Annotated in this window: 19 protein-coding genes and 1 riboswitch; of the genes, 12 read left to right on the forward strand and 7 right to left on the reverse strand. The window is 45.4% G+C overall.

Annotated elements, in window-relative coordinates; translation table 11 throughout:
• The first annotated feature begins 15 nt into the window (after positions 1-15).
• Both AACV20_RS15935 and AACV20_RS15940 read left to right on the forward strand, forming a co-directional pair.
• On the forward strand, positions 16-846 hold the full coding sequence (locus AACV20_RS15935) for an NAD(P)H-binding protein (protein WP_170907622.1): 831 nt from the start codon (positions 16-18) through the stop codon (positions 844-846).
• The gene (locus AACV20_RS15940; RefSeq protein WP_170907623.1) at positions 839-1,471 is read left to right on the forward strand and encodes a YdcF family protein; all 633 of its coding nucleotides are present in this window, start codon (positions 839-841) and stop codon (positions 1,469-1,471) included. The genes AACV20_RS15935 and AACV20_RS15940 overlap by 8 nt, the downstream gene beginning before the upstream one ends.
• A 101-nt stretch (positions 1,472-1,572) precedes the next feature.
• Here the strand turns inward: AACV20_RS15940 and AACV20_RS15945 are convergent, their stop codons facing one another.
• On the reverse strand, positions 1,573-2,151 hold the full coding sequence (locus tag AACV20_RS15945; RefSeq protein ID WP_026028832.1) for a thymidine kinase: 579 nt from the start codon (positions 2,149-2,151) through the stop codon (positions 1,573-1,575).
• A gap of 120 nt (positions 2,152-2,271) precedes the next feature.
• A complete protein-coding gene (gene aspS / locus AACV20_RS15950) occupies positions 2,272-4,047 on the reverse strand; it encodes an aspartate--tRNA ligase (protein WP_013857056.1) in 1,776 nt (591 codons plus the stop codon).
• A 276-nt stretch (positions 4,048-4,323) separates the two neighbouring features.
• Here aspS and AACV20_RS15955 point away from each other — a divergent pair, with 276 nt between their 5' ends.
• From AACV20_RS15955 to AACV20_RS15980, 6 genes are all read left to right on the forward strand, one after another.
• Entirely contained in the window at positions 4,324-5,190 is an 867-nt protein-coding gene (locus AACV20_RS15955) for a DUF72 domain-containing protein (protein WP_064625032.1), read from the forward strand.
• A gap of 100 nt (positions 5,191-5,290) precedes the next feature.
• The gene (gene cmoA, locus AACV20_RS15960; protein WP_017044667.1) at positions 5,291-6,034 is read left to right on the forward strand and encodes a carboxy-S-adenosyl-L-methionine synthase CmoA; all 744 of its coding nucleotides are present in this window, start codon (positions 5,291-5,293) and stop codon (positions 6,032-6,034) included.
• A 94-nt stretch (positions 6,035-6,128) separates the two neighbouring features.
• Entirely contained in the window at positions 6,129-7,100 is a 972-nt protein-coding gene (gene cmoB / locus AACV20_RS15965; RefSeq protein ID WP_017047721.1) for a tRNA 5-methoxyuridine(34)/uridine 5-oxyacetic acid(34) synthase CmoB, read from the forward strand.
• 139 nt (positions 7,101-7,239) lie between these two features.
• Complete coding sequence (locus AACV20_RS15970) at positions 7,240-7,992, forward strand: ATP-dependent zinc protease family protein (protein WP_170907624.1); 753 nt, start codon at positions 7,240-7,242, stop codon at positions 7,990-7,992.
• Positions 7,993-8,006: 14 nt separating this feature from the next.
• Complete coding sequence (locus AACV20_RS15975; protein ID WP_064625026.1) at positions 8,007-9,512, forward strand: inactive transglutaminase family protein; 1,506 nt, start codon at positions 8,007-8,009, stop codon at positions 9,510-9,512.
• 2 nt (positions 9,513-9,514) lie between these two features.
• Entirely contained in the window at positions 9,515-10,492 is a 978-nt protein-coding gene (locus AACV20_RS15980) for an alpha-L-glutamate ligase-like protein (RefSeq protein ID WP_019280854.1), read from the forward strand.
• Positions 10,493-10,571: 79 nt separating this feature from the next.
• Here AACV20_RS15980 and mukB read toward each other — a convergent pair whose 3' ends face one another.
• From mukB to cmoM, 4 genes are read right to left on the reverse strand one after another with little or no spacing between them, the layout of a single operon-like run.
• A complete protein-coding gene (gene mukB / locus AACV20_RS15985; RefSeq protein ID WP_170907625.1) occupies positions 10,572-15,029 on the reverse strand; it encodes a chromosome partition protein MukB in 4,458 nt (1,485 codons plus the stop codon).
• Entirely contained in the window at positions 15,026-15,757 is a 732-nt protein-coding gene (mukE, locus tag AACV20_RS15990; protein ID WP_017044662.1) for a chromosome partition protein MukE, read from the reverse strand. Before mukE ends, mukB begins: the two co-directional genes overlap by 4 nt.
• Positions 15,738-17,075, reverse strand: a complete 1,338-nt coding sequence (gene mukF, locus AACV20_RS15995; RefSeq protein WP_170907626.1) for a chromosome partition protein MukF — start codon at positions 17,073-17,075, stop codon at positions 15,738-15,740. The genes mukE and mukF overlap by 20 nt, the downstream gene beginning before the upstream one ends.
• A 2-nt stretch (positions 17,076-17,077) precedes the next feature.
• Positions 17,078-17,869, reverse strand: a complete 792-nt coding sequence (cmoM, locus tag AACV20_RS16000; RefSeq protein ID WP_170907627.1) for a tRNA uridine 5-oxyacetic acid(34) methyltransferase CmoM — start codon at positions 17,867-17,869, stop codon at positions 17,078-17,080.
• An 88-nt stretch (positions 17,870-17,957) separates the two neighbouring features.
• Here cmoM and elyC point away from each other — a divergent pair, with 88 nt between their 5' ends.
• On the forward strand, positions 17,958-18,782 hold the full coding sequence (elyC, locus tag AACV20_RS16005; protein ID WP_170907628.1) for an envelope biogenesis factor ElyC: 825 nt from the start codon (positions 17,958-17,960) through the stop codon (positions 18,780-18,782).
• 125 nt (positions 18,783-18,907) lie between these two features.
• Here the strand turns inward: elyC and torR are convergent, their stop codons facing one another.
• Entirely contained in the window at positions 18,908-19,621 is a 714-nt protein-coding gene (gene torR, locus AACV20_RS16010; RefSeq protein WP_013857070.1) for a two-component system response regulator TorR, read from the reverse strand.
• A 287-nt stretch (positions 19,622-19,908) separates the two neighbouring features.
• On the opposite strand from torR, the gene torD reads away from it, so the two are divergent.
• From torD to AACV20_RS16025, 3 genes are all read left to right on the forward strand, one after another.
• Positions 19,909-20,556: a molecular chaperone TorD gene (torD, locus tag AACV20_RS16015; protein ID WP_094147356.1), complete on the forward strand. Its 648-nt coding sequence runs from the start codon at positions 19,909-19,911 to the stop codon at positions 20,554-20,556.
• A 269-nt stretch (positions 20,557-20,825) separates the two neighbouring features.
• Positions 20,826-21,833 (forward strand): HTH-type transcriptional repressor PurR, encoded by a 1,008-nt coding sequence (purR, locus tag AACV20_RS16020; protein WP_026028025.1) that lies wholly within the window; start codon positions 20,826-20,828, stop codon positions 21,831-21,833.
• Positions 21,834-21,994: 161 nt separating this feature from the next.
• Positions 21,995-22,080, forward strand: a riboswitch (cyclic di-GMP riboswitch).
• 114 nt (positions 22,081-22,194) lie between these two features.
• A complete protein-coding gene (locus tag AACV20_RS16025) occupies positions 22,195-22,782 on the forward strand; it encodes a TfoX/Sxy family DNA transformation protein (RefSeq protein WP_013857073.1) in 588 nt (195 codons plus the stop codon).
• The last annotated feature ends 68 nt before the right edge of the window (positions 22,783-22,850 follow it).

Here is a 22,850-nt window from a genome sequence, read left to right on the forward strand (position 1 = left end):
CAGGATGTACATTTTATGAACACCATTACCCTCATTGGCGCTGGTTGGCTAGGCCTTCCTCTAGCGCAAGCTCTTACCGAAAACCACCAAGTCTACGCCAGCCGCACCCAAACGGCAGGAATGCTTGAGTTAACGCAACATGGCATCACAGGCTTTGTATGCGATCTTTCTCTGCGCGACCAAAGCTTATCGCAGCACTTTATTGCTCAAAAAAGTGAGATTGTGATAGGCAGCTTTCCACCCGGTTTTCGCAAGGGAAGAGGGCAAGAGTATGCGCAGCAGTGGCAGCATTTAGTCAAGCAAGCAAAGCTGACTAATGTCCGTAAAATAGTCATGGTCAGCTCAACCAGCGTCTATCCTGACATTGCACAACCAATGAGTGAACAGGATGCCTCCTTGTCACTGGCGCAAAATGACTCAAACTTCAGTGAAGGAGCACGAATTATGTTGCAAGCCGAGCAACACGTTATCGATTCAGGGCTAGATTATGTCATTGTACGCTGTAGTGGCTTGATCGGACCAAACCGCCATCCCTCAAGATTTGCAGCGCGTTTGGCGCAAGTCAGCCGGCTTGCACCAGCTAATATGTTGCATCAAAAAGACGCCATTGGTGCACTGATTTTTGCCAGCGAAAAACTCTCCAACCAGGTCGTTAACGCCACCACACCACAAACCGTGAGTAAAGCTGAGTTTTATCAAGCCGCGTTGGCGGCCGCCGAGCTAGACTCACCATTGCCGCCAATTGTCGATATTGCAGACAAGCGTATCTTAAGCGACAAGCTGAGCCAATTGGGCTATCAATTTCATTATTCACACACGTTAGAGGCACTGGCACTGAATGAGTAAACATCTCTACCAACACATTGAAACCTTGTGGCAGTACATGCAGATGAAGCATGAGCTCGTCGCGGCCGATATCATTATGGTGTTTTGCAGCAATGATTTGCGCGTGGCTGAGTATGCTGCACATTTGTACCAACAAAATTTGGCCCCCTACCTTCTTTTCTCTGGCGGACAAGGGCGTTTTACTGAGGGTAAATTTGCTAAAAGCGAAGCAGAAACCTTTGCTGACATAGCCAAAGATTGTGGCGTCCCAACCCACGCGATTTTACTGGAAAAAGAGGCGACTCACTCTGGAGAAAATGTACGATTTAGTCACCATCTATTGGCAGAAAAATCGATCACTGCGCAACGTATTATTGTGGTTCAAAAACCCTTCATGGAACGTCGTGCCTACGCCACATTTGTTAAGCAGTGGCCCGCCCCATTTGAGTCATTGATGGTGACCTCTGGCGGAGAGACATTTTTCGATTATCTTGATGAGGATTTCACCGTTGATGTTGTACTGAGTGCGCTATTAGACGATTTTGTGCGAGTCCGCGACTACCCAGCACAAGGATTTCAGATTGAGCAACCGATCCTAGACGATGTGACACTTGCTTACCAAGTTCTGAGTCAATTTGAGTGGTAACACAAGTTGTGGGGCATACAAAGTTGTGGAGCATATAAAATAGATAGGGAGGCTTAAACCTCCCTATCGAACAATTTGTTCAAGGCGCAGAAGTAATGAATTTACTTACCCAAGGCTTCTTTATAGTGCTGACGACATACCGACACGTATTTATCGTTACCACCAATAGAGACTTGATCACCTTCGGCAATCGCCACACCATGTTCATCGGTGCGAATGACCATGTTCGCTTTACGGCCACAATGACAAATTGTTTTCAATTCCACCAGCTTATCGGCCCAAGAAAGTAGATATTTACTCCCTTCAAATAGCTCACCTAAGAAATCGGTACGCAAGCCATAGCACAGTACCGGAATGCCGATTTTATCGACCACTTCAGTCAATTGATAGACTTGATCTTTGGTTAAGAATTGGCACTCATCAACCAAAATGCAGTGACGCTTTTGTTGCTCGTGCAGTGCGTTGATCTCATCATACAAATTCGTTTCAGCGGTAAAAAGCTGGGCGTCTGATTCCAATCCTATTCTTGAACTTACTTTACCAACACCATAGCGGTCGTCGATGGCAGCGGTATAGATCACGGGCGTCATACCACGCTCTTGGTAGTTGAAAGAAGATTGTAGAAGAGTGGTTGATTTACCTGCATTCATCGCAGAGTAATAGAAATACATTTGAGCCAAAAGAGAGATTCCTGTCACTAAGTCAATTGGCGAGAGAACAAGGTTCACTCAAATAAAAAAGGATAACCCTACGCGGGGGCAAAAAAGAGGGTGACTTTCGCCACCCTGTTACCGTTGCGTTTATTGCGCTTTTTCTTTTGCGACCGTCACCGCAATCGCCAACTCTTCGAGCGACGCTGGGTTAGCCAGACTCGGTGCATCCGTTAGCAAACAAGCGGCTGCGGTTGTTTTAGGGAAGGCAATCACATCGCGAATATTTTCCGTACCACACAACAGCATCACCAAACGGTCAAGACCAAATGCAAGACCTGCGTGTGGTGGCGTACCAAATTTCAGCGCATCCAATAGGAAGCCGAATTTCAGTTGTTGCTCTTGCGCATCAATACCTAAAATATCAAACACCACAGATTGCATTTCAGCATTGTGAATACGCACCGAGCCACCGCCCACTTCATAGCCGTTTAATACCATGTCGTAAGCATTTGAATTTGCAACCGCTGGGTTGGCTTGCAGCTCTTGCGCGGTTAAATTAAGTGGCGCGGTAAATGGGTGATGCATAGCATGCAAGTTACCTTCGTCATCTTCCTCAAACATCGGGAAATCAACAACCCATAGTGGAGCCCATGAATTTTCATTGGTGATCGCAAGATCTTTACCCAATTTCAAACGCAGCGCACCTAAGGCTTCAGTCACCACTTTTATTTTATCGGCACCAAACAAAATGATGTCGCCAGACTTAGCGTGAGTGCGTTGTAAAATACCTTCCACAATGTCAGCCGAAAGGAATTTCGCGACCGGAGATTGAACGCCCTCTAAGCCAGCAGCGCGGTCATTGACTTTCATCCACGCCAAACCTTTCGCGCCATAAATACCAACAAACTCAGCGTAGCTATCAATTTGCTTACGAGTTAATGCCGCGCCACCCGGTACACAAATAACCGCAACGCGTCCTTTAGCATCATTAGCTGGGCCAGAGAAAACATTGAAATCCACATCTTTTACAAGGTCTGCAACATCAACCAATTCCAGTGGGTTACGCAGATCCGGCTTGTCGCTACCATAGCGACGCATCGCTTCGCTGTATGGCATCACAGGGAAATCGCCTAGATCAACGTTTAGTAGTTCTAGCCACATGTTGCGAACCATTTTTTCGGTCACTTCACGCACTTGATCTGCCGTCATAAATGACGTTTCAATATCGATTTGAGTAAATTCTGGTTGACGGTCAGCACGTAAATCTTCATCACGGAAACATTTTACGATTTGATAGTAACGGTCAAAACCTGACATCATCAGCAACTGTTTAAACAGTTGTGGCGATTGAGGAAGAGCATAGAAACTGCCTTTGTGCACACGACTTGGTACTAAGTAATCACGCGCACCTTCTGGCGTTGCTTTCGTCAAAACTGGCGTTTCAATATCGAGGAAACCGTGTTCGTCAAGGAAGCGGCGTACAAAGCTAGACGCTTTAGCGCGCAGCTTAATACGATCACTCATTTCTGGACGGCGTAGATCTAAGTAACGATATTTTAGACGTTGCTCTTCTGAGTTCTTTTGGTTGAAATCCAGTGGTAAAACATCACTGCGGTTGATAATAGAAATCCCACTCGCGAGAATTTCTACTTCGCCAGTCGCCATCTCTTTATTGATTTGACTTTCTGGACGCGCGCGTACTTCACCAGTTAGCTTAATGCAGAATTCATTACGCAGTTGGTTAGCTACTGCAAATACATCCGCCATATCTGGATCAACCACCACCTGAACGATGCCTTCACGATCTCGCATATCAATAAAGATAAGACCGCCTAAATCACGACGGCGATTAACCCAGCCGCACAACTCCACAGTTTGTCCTGCGAGGGACTTGTTCAGGTGACCACAATAATGGCTACGCATAATGAATTTCCCAATCTCTAATTAGTTATCAATTCTAAGCCGCTCAGCGTCATTATCTGAGCAGCGCAAAGTTCCATTTATACGCTGAAAGATGTGCAAAATCGACCTTCCAGAATACAATTTGTTGTGTTTTATCAAGGGTTGCTGCTTTTTAAATCAATAATCAACCAAAATAGCAACACCGCTGAGAAATTGCGGCTGATTATAGCGTTAAAATACCAAAATCATCAAAACTCTCGTAGAGTATTTATTTTTAGTAATGGATAAAAGGTCAGTATGATGAATTTACCACTGCGACTCGGCCTTACCATGTGGTCACATGCAGGCTGGCAAAGTACGTTTTACGGCGCGGGAACGCCTGCTGCGCAGCGTCTTGAAAAGTATGCGAGGGTTTTTCATACCGTAGAAGGCAACACTACTTTCTATGCGTCACCTTCCATGAACACAGTGCAGAACTGGCGCGCCGCCACTCATGATGATTTTCGGTTTACGTTCAAACTGCCCAAAGCTATTACCCACGAACATAAGCTCACTGGCTGCCAAGATCAGTTAAAAGATTTTATGATGCTGATGGAGCCTCTACACTCTCGTGTTGGATTATGGACCATCCAACTGCCAGCTACTTTTGGCCCACAGCACTTAGAGCAGTTGAAAAAATTCTGCGCCTATTTTCCCGCGGGTTTTCCACTGAGTGTTGAAGTGCGGCACCTTGAGTTTTTTGCTAAGGGAGAAGCTGAAAAAGCGCTCAATCAATGGTTAGTTGAATCGTCGATTGATCGAATCATTATGGATAGTCGTCCTATCTTTTCGGCCAAACCGACGACCGACGTCATCATTGATGCACAGAAAAAGAAACCTAAAGTCCCTGTTCACGCCATTGCCACGGCACAAACGCCGATGATCCGTTTTATCGGCCACCCAGAATTAGAGGCCAATTACCCCTTTTTTGAAGCGTGGATGACCAAACTGCCACATTGGATCGAACAAGGAAAACAACCTTATCTTATGGTCCACACGCCAGACAATATTGAAGCCCCATTATTAGCCGCCGAACTATACCAACAGCTGCAACAACGACTCACATTACCTACATTGACAACATTTCCAGCCCAAGATGACCAGCACCAAATCACCCTATTTTGATGATCGCGTGCGAGGTTAATGACACGCGCACACTTTTCTCTTAGAATGTGCGCCTTTTTTAAGGTAGCGCGACGGTCAGCATTGCTTTTTACGCATCGCCATGAGGTACATTATGAGCCATCATAAAGACATCATTTTTTCTGCTCCAATCGATAAAATTGGTGATTTTACGTTTGATGAACGAGTTGCTGAAGTCTTCCCTGATATGATTCAGCGCTCTGTGCCGGGGTACAGCAATATTATCTCTGCAATCGGCATGTTAGCTGAGCGCTTTGTTAAGCCACACTCTACTATTTATGATCTGGGTTGCTCTTTAGGGGCGGCTACGCTTTCGATGCGTCGTCATATTCACCAAGAAGGTTGTAAAATTGTAGCGGTTGATAATTCGCCTGCTATGGTTGAGCGTTGTAAATTGCACATTAACGCCTATCGTTCGGATACGCCTGTCGAGGTAATTGAAGCCGACATCCGTGAGATTGAAATTCATGATGCCTCAGTGGTGGTGCTCAATTTTACGCTGCAATTTCTATCGCCAGAAGATAGGCTCGCACTGCTTGAAAAAATCTACGTGGGTCTTCGCCCCGGTGGCATACTGATTTTATCTGAAAAGTACATTTTTGAAGATGAAACGGCGCATGATCTGCTAATTGACCTTCACCATGATTTCAAGCGAGCCAATGGTTACAGCGAATTAGAGATCAGTCAAAAACGCAGTGCGATTGAAAATGTGATGCGCCCAGACTCCATCACAACACATAAAGCTCGCTTTAAAAAAATTGGCTTTTCAAGTTATGAAGTGTGGTTCCAGTGTTTCAACTTTGGTTCAATGTTCGCCATTAAATAATAGAATGCCGTTTTGGCTTTTTTCCCTAGAAGGCCCAAAACCTGACCAGCCATTTATCTAGGATCTTTTTACCTCATCTAGGAATACGCTTTGCATGTTTAACTTTGCCAATTTTTATCAACTGATCGCTCAAGATACCCGTCTCCAACCTTGGCTAAACGTTTTGCCACAACAGTTGACGGACTGGCAAAATACAGAGCATGGCGACTTTGACCGCTGGGTTCGTGCGTTAAATAAAATTCCCTCGGGTACACCTGAGCTGATCGAGCTCAAGCAGTCAGTCACTCTCTCAAATAGCACACCGCTGACGTTAGGCGAACAGAAGAAATTAGAAAGTTTGCTTAAAACCTTTCATCCTTGGCGCAAAGGCCCCTATCACTTACACGGTATCCATATCGACACTGAGTGGCGATCCGATTGGAAATGGGACCGCGTATTGCCCCACATTTCACCGCTGAAAGACCGTTCCGTGCTGGATGTTGGCTGTGGTAATGGTTATCACATGTGGCGTATGCTTGGCGAAGGTGCTCGCCTGTGTGTGGGTATCGACCCTTCGCACCTGTTTTTAGTGCAGTTTGAAGCGGTGCGTAAACTATTGGGTGATGACCAACGTGCTCATCTTCTGCCACTAGGCATTGAACAGTTACCCGAATTGAACGCCTTTGACACTGTATTTAGCATGGGTGTCCTATATCATCGCCGCTCTCCGCTAGATCATCTGATCCAATTGAAAAATCAGTTGGTCACAGGGGGCGAATTGATTCTTGAGACGCTGGTTATTGAAGGCGACGAAAATGCGGTGTTGGTCCCTGTCGACCGCTACGCACAAATGCGTAACGTCTACTTTTTCCCTTCCGCCAAAGCGCTCAAAGTGTGGCTTGAGAAATGTGGTTTTGGTGACGTGCGTATCGTTGATGAGAGCGTCACCTCCGTTGATGAACAACGGACAACTCAATGGATGACGCACAACTCATTACCCGACTATCTTGACCCAAACGACCCAAGCAAAACCGTAGAAGGGTATCCCGCACCACGACGCGCTATTTTGGTAGCAAAAAAACTATAATTGACACAGTTTTAACGCTTGGCTATGCGTATAATACTACCCTTGTCAAAGGATGCCGTACGCATCCTTTTTTATCAGCTAAATTTTGTTAGCTAAACTTCGGTTTATCCGTATTCATTACAAACACATAAGGTCGCAAATGTTTAAGTCTGTAGCCCCCGTCATTGCCATTGCCTTACTGTCAGGTTGCACTCTAACCAATGGTGAACAATACCACCAAGCTACCCTCGCAGCGATTCAAGCTTCCGAATCGAACCTCAGCAACACAATGACCAACCTTGAGCTTCAGCTAAGTAACCAGAATGATTACATTGAAAGCCTTGAAAACCAAATATCAAAACTCGATCGAAAACTAACAAAACTTAAGCAGATCACGACCAATACACAACAAAAACGTGTAGAAGCAACCAGTAATGATGATGTGATAATTCCAGTCGCTACACCCTCTATTCAAAAATCACGCTATGACGTCATTTTAGGTGAAGTCGAAAAAGTCACGATTGATTCGATCAAACAAACCTTTGATGCTCGAGTTGATACAGGGGCCGCCACCTCTTCACTCAATGCGATTGATATTGAAGAGTTTGAACGTAATGGGAAAAACTGGGTGCGCTTTCATCTTTCCGATGGTGATAGAGCAACAGACGAGAGTAACTGGATTGAATCACCCATTATTCGCTACGTTAAAATTCGCCAATCGACCAACGATGAGATGGAACGCAGAGCCGTTGTTGAGCTGTGGGTAAAATTAGGCAGTATTCACGAAAAAGCACAGTTCACCTTAGCTGATCGCTCTCAAATGAGCCATGCTATTCTTCTAGGCCGCGAGTTTATTCGTGATATCGCGTTAGTCGATGTCAGTCGCAAGTACATCCAAACCGAAACTAAATAGTAGCAAGGACATTTATGACGTCACGAGTTCCATTTTATCTATCCGTTTTATTGCTGATAGTGGCAGGAATTACACTGAGTGTAGTTCGCCACCAAACTTACGGGGTGCCATGGACACCCGGGGAAACTCGCCAAATTTGGGATATTGAAGCACGTGTTGAATTCAATGCGTTAGGCAAAGAAGCCAAAGTCTCTTTAGCTGCGCCTCATACTCAAGATGGGTATACCTTAATCAATGAATCGTCATCGTCGCCGGGTTATGGCGTCGCTTACGTTACGACTGACACAGGCAAACGTGTTGAATGGTCAATCCGCAAAGCAACTGGCCCACAAACTATTTACTATAAAAGCCAATTTTTAGTTGATCCCCAAGCGAAAGCAACACCTATCCCGCCGGTGGGTGATGTAGTTCAACCGACCTTTAACGGTCCAGAAGAAGCAGCAGCTATCGCATTAATTGAACGAGCGAATCAACGCTCGGCGGATAACATCACTTTTACCCGCGAACTGATTAAAAACCTCAATGACGCCGATAGCCAAAACGCCTCTTTGCTGCTTAATAAAATGAGCAAAGTGGACGCCACACAAAAACTGCTGTCATACTCTCAAATTCCCAATAAGGTCGTTGGTGTTATTCAGCTCGAAGATGGTCGCCGCCGTCAAACGATTCAACACATGAACGAAATATGGAATGGCGATCAGTGGGTGCTTTTTAACCCTGAAACGGGCACGCAGCCCAACCACCCTAACCTACTGGTTTGGGATGAATCCAACGTTTCACTGCTGGATGTCACGGGTGGACAAAATAGCCAAGTTCACTTCACTATGCTGTCTCAAGATGTTTCACCTCAAACGGCAACCAATAATAAAATTGAGGCCGACAAACTCTTAAACTTCTCTATTCACAGCTTACCGCTTGAAGAGCAAGCAATGTTCAAGACCATTATGTTGATCCCTATCGGCGCATTAATTGTGGTGTTCTTACGGGTGATTATTGGGCTAAAGACCTCAGGTACTTTCATGCCTGTACTGATCGCCGTAGCCTTTGTTCAAACTCAATTACTGACAGGTATCGTGGGCTTTCTGCTTATCGTCGGAACGGGTTTAATCATTCGTAGCTATTTATCGAAATTAAACCTGCTGCTGGTGGCACGAATATCGGCGGTGATCATCACTGTAATACTCATTATCTCTGTCTTCACGGTTGTTGCCTTTAAGATCGGCCTCACCGAAGGGTTATCCATTACTTTCTTCCCGATGATCATTCTATCTTGGACCATCGAACGCATGTCGATTCTGTGGGAAGAAGAAGGAGCAAAAGAGGTTATCTTACAAGGTGGCGGCTCACTGTTTACCTCAGTATTGATCTATTTAGGTATGACTAACTCTTATGTGCAACACCTAACCTTTAATTTTATTGGCTTACAGCTGATCGTATTGGCTGCCATTCTGCTATTGGGAACCTATACGGGCTACCGTTTAACTGAACTTCGCCGCTTTAAACCGTTAGCCGAGGAGTAAAGATGTTTTCATTATCCGAATACACTTCTCCATTTAAGCTACGCCGTAAAGGCATTATGGGCATGAACAAGCGTAACCATAGCTACATTGGTCGCTATAACGATCGCTCAAAATACCCATTGGTTGATGATAAGTTACAAACCAAATTGATTGCGCAGCGTGCGGGTTGTACTGTGCCAAAACTGATTGGTGTGATCAGTAATCAAGCGGATGTGAAGTCGATCCATGCCATGGTTAAAGAGTGGCCGGGCTTTGTGATAAAACCTGCACGCGGAAGCGGTGGTAAAGGAATTTTAGTGATTATGTCGCACAAGGATGGTGTGTACACTAAACCTTCTGGTGCGACCATCAACCAGCAAGATGTTGAGCGCCACATCAGTAATGCCTTGGCCGGACTATTTTCACTAGGCGGTAAAAATGATGTGGCGGTGGTTGAAAACCTAATTAAGTTTGACGATTGTTTCGAAGGCTTTAGCTATGAGGGTGTGCCTGATGTACGCATTATTGTCTTCAAAGGTTACCCCGTCATGGCGATGATGCGCCTTTCGACTTCGGCTTCTGATGGTAAAGCCAACTTACACCAAGGCGCTGTTGGCGTAGGTCTTGATATTGCGACAGGAAAAGCAGTACGAGCCGTGCAGTTTAATTTACCCATCACTGAGCACCCAGATACCGGCAAAGAGCTCTCAACGCTGCAAGTACCACATTGGAAAAAGCTACTCACCTTAGCCTCTAGCGCTTGGGAAATGACCGGCCTTGGTTATATGGGAACCGACATGGTGTTGGATAAAGAAGAAGGACCAATGGTACTTGAGCTTAACGCTCGCCCAGGGCTTGCTATCCAGATAGCCAATGGCGCAGGGCTGTTGCCACGCTTGCAGCATATTGAAAGTTTAGGTACGCAACTTATCTATCCCAGCCCCGAAGAACGCGTGGCTTATGCCGCAAAGCAATTCGGTTCAGGTGAGGTAAGCGAGTAACTCTCACCAAATTTAATCACTAAAAAGCCCAATCTCTATCAGGAGTATTGGGCTTTTTTATTAGCGATGGAGGCGATGCTTATAGCATTTCGGCCATCTGCTGTGCTTCTGATTTTGGTTTTTCAGTTTGACCAAAACCTCGCAGACCGACCACATGAACGTGTTCGTGATCTTTAAACACTTTGCGCACTAATTTATAGGTCGTGCCTTTCTCAGGGCTAATGTTCTCTGGCGCAGCAATTAAAAGTTGCATATCCAGACGCTCGCACAGTTCAAACAGGGTTGAAATGGATTTAGCATCCAAACGCGCCGCTTCATCTAAAAACAGTAAACGACATGGGACGATGTCTTTACTGCGTAGACGACGAGATTCCTCTTCCCAACTTTGAATCACCATCAATAAAATAGACTGCCCAGTACCAATCGCTTCACCAGTCGATAACGCGCCCGATTCCGCTTGCAACCAGCCATCGGATCCGCGATTTACTTCAACACTCAACTCTAAGTAGTTACGGTAATCCAATAGCTCTTCACCCAATACTTGCGGTGAACGTTGCCCCATATCGATATGCGGGTTAACACGCTGGAACAATTTCGCCATCGCTTCAGAGAAGGTATAACGAGTACTCTCAAACAGATCTTTATGCTGACTCTGTTTTTCAGATAATCCCGCGAGTAGGATTTCATGGCTCTCGCGTACTTTCACGTTAAGGCGAACGCCTTTCACTTGACCAAAGTTAATGTTAGACAAACCTTGGTTGAGCATCCGAATACGATTTTGCTCACGTTGAATGGTTTTTTTGATGATGCTGGCCACCGATTCAGAGCTTATCGCTAAACGGTTTTCACGTTGAGTCAACTCTTCAGTTAGACGCGCAAGCTCCACTTCCATCTCTTCAATCGCTTCAACAGGATCATCAGTGCGAATGATGTCTTGGCGAATACGCTCACGCAGATGTTGATACACGGCGATGTAGAACAAGACTTTGCGTTCTGGATGTGCGTTATCTTCCGACAAACGCAGTGCATCGCGTAGGTCGTCATTGCTTGCGACGGCTAAACGCAGCGCGCCCAACGATTTATCCGACATGGAACGCAGTTCATCGGCCGATAGATACGCTAGCTCACGTTTATGCAAGCGGCGCTCAACATCGTGATCACGCGCCAAACGTAATACAGAGCACCACCCTGCTTTTGCATTCACCACAAATGTGCGCAGATCTTGATAATCTTTCTGCACCTTTTTCAACCGTTTAACTAATGCTTTCATTTCAAGATCAGTTGCGGTTAGTGTACGTTCATACTCGCTCTTACGGGTACGTGAGGCATGCAGACGCTGTTGCAATTCATCACGACGACGTTCAGCACGCTCTTGTGCACCTTCATCGGCATGCACACCAAACTCTTGTAGCTCCTGCTTGAACTCTTGAACCGTTTCCAACTTAGCTTGATGCGAGCTTTTTAAGGCCGCTAACACTTGGTTATATTGGTTCATTTGGCTTTGAGCCTGTTTGAGCTCATCACGAGTACAGGTACGGGCGCTTTCTGCCTCAACCAATTTGTTTTTGAGCTGCTCACTTAGCTCGCTGCTTTTACTGAGCAGAGCAACCGAATCGGAATAGCTAAAATAGTGGCGGCGTTCAATCACATCTGAAAGTGCAAAGATCTGCACTTTCAATGTCTGAAGAGCTTGATCCGCTTGCTGATATTGTGCAGTGAGTGCATCAAATTGCTGCGGGTCAACCTCAAGCGCTAAAGCAAGCTGCTCTAACTCCGCGATGGCTTTACCGTGCGAGCTTAAAAACGCTTTCGCTTCCGCCAGTTGATTAATGTTCAGCTCAGCTTCATCGAAACGTGCTTGCAATGCCTCATCTTCAATGAGCAACATGTTAGGAGCCAGCTTATCGAGCATCGTTAACGCGTGTTTGCTCAGCTGTAACTGGTTGCGCTGCTGCTGTTCTTTTGCGTCCAATTCAGCCAATACACGGACCAGTTGATTGCGTTGCTCACGTGCAGCTTGCAACGCTTGTTCTGGATCGGCTTCAAAAGCAACTTGGATGTATGAAGCAACAAATTGGTTAAAGCTGTGGTATAGACGTTGCAGTTTTTGTGAATCAAATGCCGCTTTTGCGTGCTCTTCCACCACTTCTTCGCGCTCGTTACGCAGTAACTCTAAACGTTGTTCGCGCGCAGCTCGGCCAAAGAGTGGGATCTCAGGTAAACGAGAATAACGCATTTGGCGGTTATTGAGCTGTACACATACTGCTCCTTCCAATTCGTCAGCATTGAACGAGCTGTCATCAAAGGCATCGACATCCCCTTCAATGATGTACAGATCTTCTGGGCAGTCATCAAGCTCGACCAGCTTCTCTTTGATGCCAGATAAATCCGAAACTACAATCGCATGGCGAGCTGGGCCGTACATGGCACTGAAATAAGGTGCATCGTCAATCGTGATGTCATCGTAAATTTCAGACAGTAAAACGCCGCCTAAGCTATCCGCTAATCCTTTCAAGCGAGGATCATTTGAACCACCAGGAGACGCCAAGCGCTCGATTTCATTTTCAAGCTGCGCGCGACGTTCTGCCAGTTTATCTTTAGCGATTGATTGTGCTTTTTCTTGCTCAAGCACTTGTTGCATCTGCGCCATCACAGCTTGGCTATTTTCTAATGTTGCACCACTTTGTTCGCGTAAGGTATGCAATGCATCGTTGGCAGCAATCCAAGTAGGAGCGATCGATTCCAGTCGTTGAATTTCAGCCTGTTTATCTTGCTCGGTACGGCGCTGCTCACTGCGCTGTTCACGCAGCGCTTCTTGTTCATATTCCAGCGATTCAATCAGAGCGGCGTGGCGCTCGCGCTCTTGCTCTAGTGCTAGCTCATCGTGCAAGTCAATATGGTGTTGCTTTTGGTATTCAGCCACGGACTGACGCGCCACTTGCTGCTGATTTAAGCGACGTTCCAGATCTCGCTGCTGCGCATACCACTGTGCTTCATTTTGGCTAATTTGCTGGGCGTTACGCGCTTGCTGCATGATGGCTTTTGCATGCTGAGCGGCATCGTGACGAGGCACCTCACCCACTACACTACGCACCAGTTGCAGTGCCTGCTCAAACTGTTCGACTGCGGCCGAAGACATGTCCAATTTATGCTTTAACGCTAATAAGGTGGTAGTGTTAGCGTCTTGCTGATGCTTGAGATCAGAAACCTGCGCTTGGGCACGCTCTGGTGATAACTGATCATCATTTAGCAACTGTTTGGCTTTATCGAGCGCCTGTACGGCTTGTTGATATTGCAAGGCTCGCGTTTGTTGAACATCTAATGCTTGTTGGTAATCGGCCAGTTGACTCTTTAAGCTATCGACCTCATCTTCAGAGATAATCGCTTGCTCTTCAGCCATCATGACGCGCTCTTGTGCCTCTTCCACCACCATCATCTGCTCTTCAAGGCGAATAGTGAGCTCTTGTAAATCCTCTTGATAGCGCTCAATTTTCTCTTGCTGACGCAGTGCGTTTTGCACCAGTTGCAAGTGATCAGAAGCGGCTTGGTGATCTTGCTCTAAGGTAGATTCTTGCTCTAACAGCAGTTCAAGCTCTTCTTGAACTTGATTGAGTAATCGATTTTGCTCAATCAATGTATGGCGAGAGCCGAACAACTCATTACGCAACGCGAGCGTTTGCTCTAGCTTATTGTGGCGATCGTTGGCGTGGCGCATGTAATCAGCGGCCACGTAATTTGTCGATTCGGTAATCAGGTGCTTGAAGAGATCGCGATCCGCTTGCGTGGTTTTGATCGCTTCTAACGTCATGCGGTTTTCACGCAACGCCGATTCCATATCTTGGAATGCTTTCTTCACACCACCATTTTGTGGCAACAGATAATCACGCAACGAGCGAGTAATGGCACTGGAAATACCGCCGTATAAAGAAGCCTCAATCAAGCGATAGAATTTTGAACGGTCACTACTGTTACGCAGTTTTTTAGGCACCACGCCAAATTCAAACATTTGCGCGTGATAATCGACAATGGAGCTAAACGCTTTAAAATGCGCCCCTTCAATTTTCGCGACAATCTCTTTCACTTCATTGAGTTGACGCACGCGCGCGTGGTTGTCTGAGACGTTTTCAATCAGCACATCGGTTGGTTTGATATGGCTTGGCAAGCCTTGAATCACAAACGGTTTGATATCAACTTTTTTATCGCGCCCCGCCACCTGTTGTAGCTTAACGCCAAACAGTAAACGCTGTTTGCGTGAATTCACTACATCCAACGCGGCGTAACATGCGCCCGCTTGCAGTTTACCGTATAAGCCTTTATCTCGAGACGCTTGTGAGCTGCCCGCTTCGGTGGTGTTTCTAAAATGGAGCAAACTTTGATCTGGGATCAAGGTGGTGATAAATGCCGCCATGGTGGTCGATTTGCCCGCACCGTTACCGCCTGACAAGGTGGTAACTAATCCATCAATATCAAAAGTACGAGCAAAAAAGCCGTTCCAATTGATCATGGTTAGCGATTGATATTTACCTCTCTCAATCATGCTTCACCTTCCCATTCTGTTTGCTCGTTAACATTTTGTTCTTCAATCTCGTCTTCGTTATCCAGCAAGCTGCCTTGATTCGGCTCTTGGGCGTGGACAACCGCTTCACCATCGCGGATCAAACGCAGTTGTGCTTCACGCATGTCGTCACCAATACGCACATCGGCACCAAAACGAAATACGGCTTCGCTAATGCGGAATTTATTGGTATCACCTAAATGGATGATCATCCCCAAACGACGTAAACGACGCAATGAGGTACGCACTTTTTCAAACAGCTTTTCTTTGTCTAAGTCTGAACCGCTGGCTCGGTTGGTGACGAGCTTCATCAGTTTTTTTTCATCGGCCAGAGACAGTAGCTCTTCGTACAATTCTTGATTAGTAAAGATGCCTTCGTGCGCAAGGCGTTCCGGACTCAAATAAAGAAAACAGAGCACTTTGCCGACCAGCATATCCAACTCAGACAGCACGCTACGATTGATTAAAGCAGTAGAGCGAGGACGCAGGTAAAAAAAGCCTTCCGGCGCTTTGACTAATTCGGTGTTATAGCGTTGGTAAAACAGCGCTAAATCGGGCTCAAAATCCAATAAAAAGGTGTGATTATCCAAATCATCACTAGAAACATGACGCCCAGCTCGAAGCTGGCTATCTAGCGCAGGAAATAAAGGATTTGAAATCGCTTTAGCCAGATTTTCTGGCATGTATTCATTAATATCTGTCGATGACATTTGCTTGTACCTTTGCACCAAAATCGTTGATCGCTTGCCAGTCAGGTTGGATGGCTTGGTAATCTTGCTCTGAGTAGCCAAGCCTCACCGCTTGATCAACAATAATTCGGGCTAAATCAAAATGATGTGTATGGGGATGAGTGGCGAGGTAGTCTCTCAGTACTCGTCCTAAATCAATTGGCATCCCTTGATCTTTATGACCTTTGAGCATGCTGCCGATACGCAAGGAGAGCTCATCATTGACTTGCTGGAACTCTTCGTACTCCACTTCTGGAGGCACTTGCCCCATCACCTCATCATCTCTTAACACGAGAGCTTCATCACGCAGGTCGGTTAAACGCTCAGCATCGGCATAAGTGAGATACCAAGGCGCGTCAAAATAGTCGCTGAGTGATTGACGTAAACGCTGGCTAAACGCTCGGTTTTGGTCCATATCAATGGCGGTACGAATGAATTTATGGACATGGCGGTCGTAGCCAATCCAGAGATCGATCGCCTGTTGTCCCCAACTGGTGATGCGATCAAGTTTCATCTGTAATCCAAACAGGATTTCTTCAATAAATTCGAGTTCGGCTTCGCCATAAACCAATTCTTGAATATCCAAAATTTGCGTTTGCAGCTCATCCCCCGCCGCTTGTAAAGTGTCTTGCAGTTCACGCAGCGTTGAAGAGGTTTCAGACAATAACGATTCACAGTTGTTGATCGCTTCACGCCAATCTTTATTCAGCAACTCTGCGATTTGCAGTTTGACCGATTGCTGCTGCTCGTCCATCACACGTTGGTTTAAATCGATACGATCAAAAATTTCCCCTACCGAGTATTTTAATACGCCGTAGACGTTCTTTTTCCAATGCCCGGGAGTACCACCTTTATTCGCAGCTTCAATCGCCTTGGCCATTTCATCGGCGACCATAGAAAGCTGAATTGAGAGCTTCAGCTTGGAAAACTCTCTATGGCGGACGTAGTAGTCCGTAATGCCAATAGCCAACGGTGACAAACGGTAAATGCTAACGCCATCAGTCATCTCGCTGGTGAAGCGGCTCATTAAGCGCTGTTTTACCAACTCATTGATCGCATTATTGGCACGAAACGCGGAGGCTTCACCGGTTTCTTCAAATAAGCGAGTTACGATGGCAAACGCATCGTGTAACTCACCTTCACATAATTCTTCATCAAACCTTTCGTTACTCAATACTGCGATGGCAATAAGGAACGCCAGTCGTTCTGTCGTCAGGTTCAATGAGAAATCATGCTGCTTTACCCAACCAACCAATTCATCAATAGGTTGCTGTGCAGCGTTCTGAGTCATCTCACTCATTGTTATTCCTGCTCTATTTTCTTTTTCGCCCATACATGAATGTATCGACCTAGCGAGAGGTACGGCTCTTGTCTACATAATTGTTGTTCTAGTGCCAGTACATCTTCATATTGGTAGTCACCCATATTTTTCACATTCCCAATATAGTCACTGAATGATCGGATGCCCGATTTTCCACAAATCTCAAATCCTGATTCTTCGATCCATTGATACACTTCTTCAGGTTTTAGCCCTTGCTGAGGCTGGAGCTTAAACCGCTTGCGATGTGGCATGCCCTCCAATACATGGGGAATGTTGCCACAGACAACGTTTTTGTACACCAAGCCATGATGGTTATAGAACATGATTGATGCCATACCACCTGCCCTAACTTGCTCTAACAAATTCTGCAATGCGGGTTTTGGCTCGGCTAACCATTCCATCACCGCGTGAAACAACAACACATCCACTGGCGCACTAAGGTGCGATTGGATGGATTGCACGGAGGAATGTACCAACCGATACTGCTCAAGCAGACCATTTTTGCGGATCTCTTGTTCCGCAAGTTGAAGCATTTCCGAGGATAAATCACACAGCGTGATTTGGTGTCCCAGCTTGGCTATTTTTTGTGACATTTGTGCCAAACCGCCGCCAGCATCAAGCACTTGCAAAGGTTTTGGGTGGTTGCTCAACAAAGCGAGCAGTTGCTCAAGATCTTGCCAAACAATGACTTGACGAATTTCACCTTTGTCAGAGCCGTATATGTTTTTTGCAAATTTGTGGGCAATATCGTCGAAATTCCGGTCTTCAGTCACAGTGGCTTGAGTTATGATAGCGAATCGTGCTGCTATTCTGTCATAGGAATGGCAGGAATAAAGGGGCTTTGTTCCTTTTTATTATCAAGTGGTGTTTTTTCGGACTATTTTGTATATGTTTGAGCTGAAAAAAGTTATTTCCTCATTATTAATGCCTCTTCCGGCAATGCTAATCCTCGGTTTTGTCGGATTAATGCTCATAATGTTCACCGTCAGACGTAAGACTGGCTGTATGTTTGTCCTCTTCTCTTTAGTGGGGATATTTCTTATCTCTTTCCAACCCTTTACAACGCGCATGCTAATGCCTTTGGAAAGACAATACTCGGCTTTTCTCCCCGTTGATGGCACCATCGATTATGTGATGGTTTTAGGCAGCAGCCACGTGGTGGACGACCAAATCCCGCCGACCTCGGAACTCAGCCGCACTGCGTTGGTACGCTTAAACGAAGGCATACGTGTCATGCGTATGTACCCCGGCTCAAAATTGATTTTATCAGGCTACTCTGGCGGGTCAGAATTTAGCCATGCGCGTATGCTAGCCGTGGTGGCCCTAGCGCTTGGAGTGAGTAAATCCGATATTATTTTGCTAGAAACAGCTAAAGATACTTGGGAAGAAGCACGACAAGCCGCCGCCTTTGTCCAACAGCGTAGGCTTGTTTTGGTAACATCAGCCAGTCATATGGAAAGAGCGTTAAAAGAGTTTAATTCTGCAGGTATTGACCCAATACCTGCGCCAACCAATTTCTTAGCGCAAACGAATATTGAGCAACCTTGGGAAAAATACGCTCCTCGAGCACGTTATTTAGAACAAACCGAGCGTTACTGGTATGAAACGTTAGGGCTGCTGTGGCAAGACTTACGTGATTGGGCCTCCGGGCATGGCGATACAGAATTGGACATCAATAGCAATTAGCAATTGTATTCAACCCAAAACGGAGCCACTTATGTGCTCCGTTTTTCTTGATAATCGCGGCTACAAAAAATCATGGGAATAAAAAGGCACGGCCCAACGCCAATTTTACACACGCGACCACTCAGCTAATCACCAGCGAACATATAACCTTCACCGTGCACAGTCACAAAGATTTGCGGATTCTTGGGATCAAACTCCATCTTCGCCCTCATGCGTCGAATCAGTACATCAATCGTTCGATCGTTAGGTGCATCCACACGATGGCTGATCATATTTAAAATACGTTCACGGCTAAGGACTTGATTCGGATATGACGACAAGGCAACTAATAGCTCATATTCCGCTTTGGTCAGTTTTACGGGCTCACCATTACGGCTCAGCGCTCGGCGCTGGATATCAAAGGTCCACTCGCTAAAGCGCACTAAATTCGCATTGTGAGATACACCGCTCTCTTCGTTCAGTTTGTTTTTTGCGGTCGAGATCCGCCACAGCAAGTTTTTCACTCTCACCAGCAACTCGCGCAATTCAAAAGGTTTCGTTACGTAATCATCGGCCCCCATTTCAAGACCAACAATCTTATCAATGCTATCCGTGCGCCCTGTCACTAATATGATGCCAATATCAGATTGGCTGCGTAGCTCACGCGTTAACATTAAACCATCTTCACCGGGTAAATTAATGTCTAGCATAATCAGATCTATCGCGCTGTTTTTCAAAGCATCTCTCATCTGAGTACCGCTTTCCGCTTGCGTTACCATATAACCTTCGCTTTGAAAGTATCCAGCTAGCTTGCTGCGAGTGACTGCATCATCTTCAACTACTAATACGTGATAGCTCATTTACACCACTTTACTCTATAGAAATGTTCAAACCTCGGCTCGAGATTCTGTACAAAGCCATTCTATTCATAAATAGTCATAATTCTAGTCGTATCACTTTTAAAATTAAGAAAGATGAGAGTTTATTGATTCAAAACAACCTTCCAGACATCCATTAACTTAATGAAAAAATCACTCATATTTTTTCATTTTCTTAGCGACTGCTATTCATTTTTATTGGTTACACTTAGATCAATTACTTTTTAAAAACGATTTTCGCAAAACCACCCCCTTGGAGAGCCAATACCATGCAAGACATCAAAGCTTTTAATGAACAGCGTGCCGAGATTTATTGGTGGCTTTCGAGCTTATTTGTGAAAGAACTTTCGGAGCATGAATTAGAGCAATACTATACGCCCGCTATTCGCACATTTCTTTCAGGATTAGCAGAAAACGCGACACTTAAACCTGCCATTGATAAATTAGTTGATGCACTGAACCGATTGCAAGACAAAGAAGACGCACAGCTTGAGCTCGCAGCCGATTTCTGTGATCTTTTTTTAAAATCCAATAAGGAGTCCGCGCTACCCTATGCCTCAATTTACATTGGAAAATCAGGGTTGCTCAATGACGAACCAGCCAGAGCAATGTCGGATTTGATGGCAGCCCATCACATTGCAGTCAACGATACACTCAACGAACCCGCCGACCACATTGCGATTGAACTGGATTTCTTAGGTAACTTGATCATTCGCTCCAATGAGCTTGAACAAGAGACACACCTTGAACAAGCCTTTACGCAGCAGTGTGATTTTATTGAACAACATTTGCTCTCTTGGATCCCACAATTCCATCTTCGCTGCCAACAAATTGATCAATTTGGTTTTTACGGTGCCGCAAGCGAATTGTTGGTCGCGTTTCTTCACTTAGACCGCGACTATTTATCAAACCAGTGAGATAACTTGGTTAATACCAATTACTAAATCGGTCAATTGTGACTGTTGACCGATTTATTCGGTGGATTTTTCGTTGCTTGATGGACATTTGCGGACTAGAATCTTGACCGCAAACGATAAAAAATGAATTTAAGATGCAACCGCTGATTAGAGGCGGTTTTTGTGTTTTTACTACTTTTAGGCTTCAATATAACACCGATAGGCCTAATACCGCTGAATTGCTCTTCGTGACTATCACTTTCAGCAGTTATCGACAGGACAGAGAATTTATGGCTACGATTAAAGACGTTGCACGCTTAGCGGGCGTATCAACCACCACGGTATCGCATGTAATCAATAAAACTCGCTTTGTGGCTGAAGCAACCCAAGAACGAGTGATGGAAGCGGTATCAGAGCTTAACTATGCACCAAGTGCAGTCGCTCGCAGCTTAAAATGCAACACCACCCGTACCATTGGTATGTTAGTGACCCAATCGACAAACTTATTTTTTTCTGAGGTTATCGATGGTGTTGAAAGCTACTGCTACCGCCAAGGCTACACACTTATTTTGTGCAATACCGGCGGTATTTACGAGAAGCAACGCGACTACATCCGCATGCTAGCGGAAAAACGTGTCGATGGTATGTTGGTCATGTGCTCGGACCTCACCCAAGAACTGCTTGAGATGCTTGATCGTCATTCAGACATTCCGAAAGTTATCATGGACTGGGGCCCTGAAAGTTCTCAAGCCGATAAAATTATTGATAACTCAGAGGAAGGCGGATATCTCGCCACCAAATACCTTATTGATCATGGCCATACTGACATTGCTTGCTTAAGTGGACACTTCGAAAAAGCGGCGTGCCAAGAGCGTATTCAAGGGTTTAAGCGTGCTCTTGCCGAAGCAAGCCTAACCGTTCATGAAGATTGGATTTTGGAAGGTAACTTCGAGTGTGATACTGCGGTGCTCGCCGCCGACAAGATCGCCGCCATGGACAAGCGCCCAACGGCTGTTTTCTGCTTTAACGATACAATGGCTCTCGGTTTAATGAGTCGCTTGCAACAAAAAGGCATCCGTATTCCTGATGACATGTCTGTTATTGGTTATGACAATATTGAACTTGCTGAGTATTTCTCGCCACCATTAACCACGGTTCACCAGCCAAAACGACGAGTAGGGAAAAACGCCTTTGAAATCCTATTGGAACGCATTAAAGACAAAGAGCATGAACGTCGTGTGTTTGAGATGCACCCTGAGATTGTTGAGCGCAACACAGTAAAAAACATAACGAAATAGTGTCATTATTTAAAGCAAGCGACAAATGTCAATTTTAGGGATTTTCCTATATTCGAGACAGAACGCCGTATTAAATAATAGTAAATTTGGAATGAGCATCACGCAAATAATAAATAAACGTGATGCTCATCCAAAAAATTATATATTCTTATTATTAGAAGTCACGCACAGGGCAAACCATTTGAAAAGATGGGACGCAAAGCCTCCGGCCTAAACCGACTATTCGGTAGGTAGCGGGGTTGCCGATGGCAAATATGCAAACGTTAAGTTTACCCCTTACTGACACTCTTTCTGCATAAGTTTGCTAATCTCTCGGACCTGATTTTGGTGGCGTTTTTCCCATACACCGAGAATTTACAGCATGGATAAACCAGTACTTAAAGATTCAATGCGACTCTTCGAACAACTTGGACGCGTTAAGTCTCGTTCAATGTTTGGCGGCTTCGGCATTTTTGTCGATGACACCATGTTTGCTTTGGTCGTAAACGATAAACTTCATATTCGCGCAGACGATCTATCAACCTCTCGCTTTAAAGAGCAAGGCTATGAGCCCTATATCTATAAAAAACGTGGGTTCCCTGTCGTCACAAAATACTTCGCATTACCTGACAATTGTTGGGAAAACCCTTCGCTTATTTTACGAGATGCTGCTGTCGCACTCGAAATCGCCAAACAAGAACGAGAAGTTCAAGCCCAAACGAAGCCAGAACGCCTAAAAGATCTCCCGAACCTTCGACTCGCCACCGAACGTATGCTTAAGAAAGCAGGGATAGAATCTGTAACGGATTTGCATACAAAGGGGGCTTTGGAAGCCTATAAAGCGATTCAGCAAACCCATTCTTCTTCAATCAGTCTTGAATTGCTATGGGCCCTTGAAGGTGCTATTGAAGGCAAGCATTGGTCGGTTATCCCACAATCTCGACGCGATGAATTAGCTAAAAGCCTTTAACTTCAGAGTAAATAAATATCTCGATTAAATAATCAAATACGCTCGCATCACCATGCGGGCGTTTTTTT

The sequence above is a fragment of the Vibrio sp. B4-6 genome, assembly GCF_963888245.1.
GTDB classification, from domain to species: Bacteria; Pseudomonadota; Gammaproteobacteria; order Enterobacterales; family Vibrionaceae; genus Vibrio; species Vibrio anguillarum.

Excerpts from the sequence above, each read along its gene's own strand:
- AACV20_RS16025 (WP_013857073.1), top strand. The coding sequence starts at position 22,195 with ATGGATAAACCAGTACTTAAAGATTCAATGCGACTCTTCGAACAACTT.
- purR (WP_026028025.1), top strand. The coding sequence starts at position 20,826 with ATGGCTACGATTAAAGACGTTGCACGCTTAGCGGGCGTATCAACCACC.
- AACV20_RS15975 (WP_064625026.1), top strand. The coding sequence starts at position 8,007 with ATGACGTCACGAGTTCCATTTTATCTATCCGTTTTATTGCTGATAGTG.
- AACV20_RS15980 (WP_019280854.1), top strand. The coding sequence starts at position 9,515 with ATGTTTTCATTATCCGAATACACTTCTCCATTTAAGCTACGCCGTAAA.
- AACV20_RS15940 (WP_170907623.1), top strand. The coding sequence starts at position 839 with ATGAGTAAACATCTCTACCAACACATTGAAACCTTGTGGCAGTACATG.
- torD (WP_094147356.1), top strand. The coding sequence starts at position 19,909 with ATGCAAGACATCAAAGCTTTTAATGAACAGCGTGCCGAGATTTATTGG.
- aspS (WP_013857056.1), bottom strand. The coding sequence starts at position 4,047 with ATGCGTAGCCATTATTGTGGTCACCTGAACAAGTCCCTCGCAGGACAA.
- AACV20_RS15955 (WP_064625032.1), top strand. The coding sequence starts at position 4,324 with ATGATGAATTTACCACTGCGACTCGGCCTTACCATGTGGTCACATGCA.
- torR (WP_013857070.1), bottom strand. The coding sequence starts at position 19,621 with ATGAGCTATCACGTATTAGTAGTTGAAGATGATGCAGTCACTCGCAGC.
- mukF (WP_170907626.1), bottom strand. The coding sequence starts at position 17,075 with ATGAGTGAGATGACTCAGAACGCTGCACAGCAACCTATTGATGAATTG.
- mukB (WP_170907625.1), bottom strand. The coding sequence starts at position 15,029 with ATGATTGAGAGAGGTAAATATCAATCGCTAACCATGATCAATTGGAAC.
- mukE (WP_017044662.1), bottom strand. The coding sequence starts at position 15,757 with ATGTCATCGACAGATATTAATGAATACATGCCAGAAAATCTGGCTAAA.
- cmoA (WP_017044667.1), top strand. The coding sequence starts at position 5,291 with ATGAGGTACATTATGAGCCATCATAAAGACATCATTTTTTCTGCTCCA.
- cmoB (WP_017047721.1), top strand. The coding sequence starts at position 6,129 with ATGTTTAACTTTGCCAATTTTTATCAACTGATCGCTCAAGATACCCGT.
- AACV20_RS15970 (WP_170907624.1), top strand. The coding sequence starts at position 7,240 with ATGTTTAAGTCTGTAGCCCCCGTCATTGCCATTGCCTTACTGTCAGGT.
- AACV20_RS15935 (WP_170907622.1), top strand. The coding sequence starts at position 16 with ATGAACACCATTACCCTCATTGGCGCTGGTTGGCTAGGCCTTCCTCTA.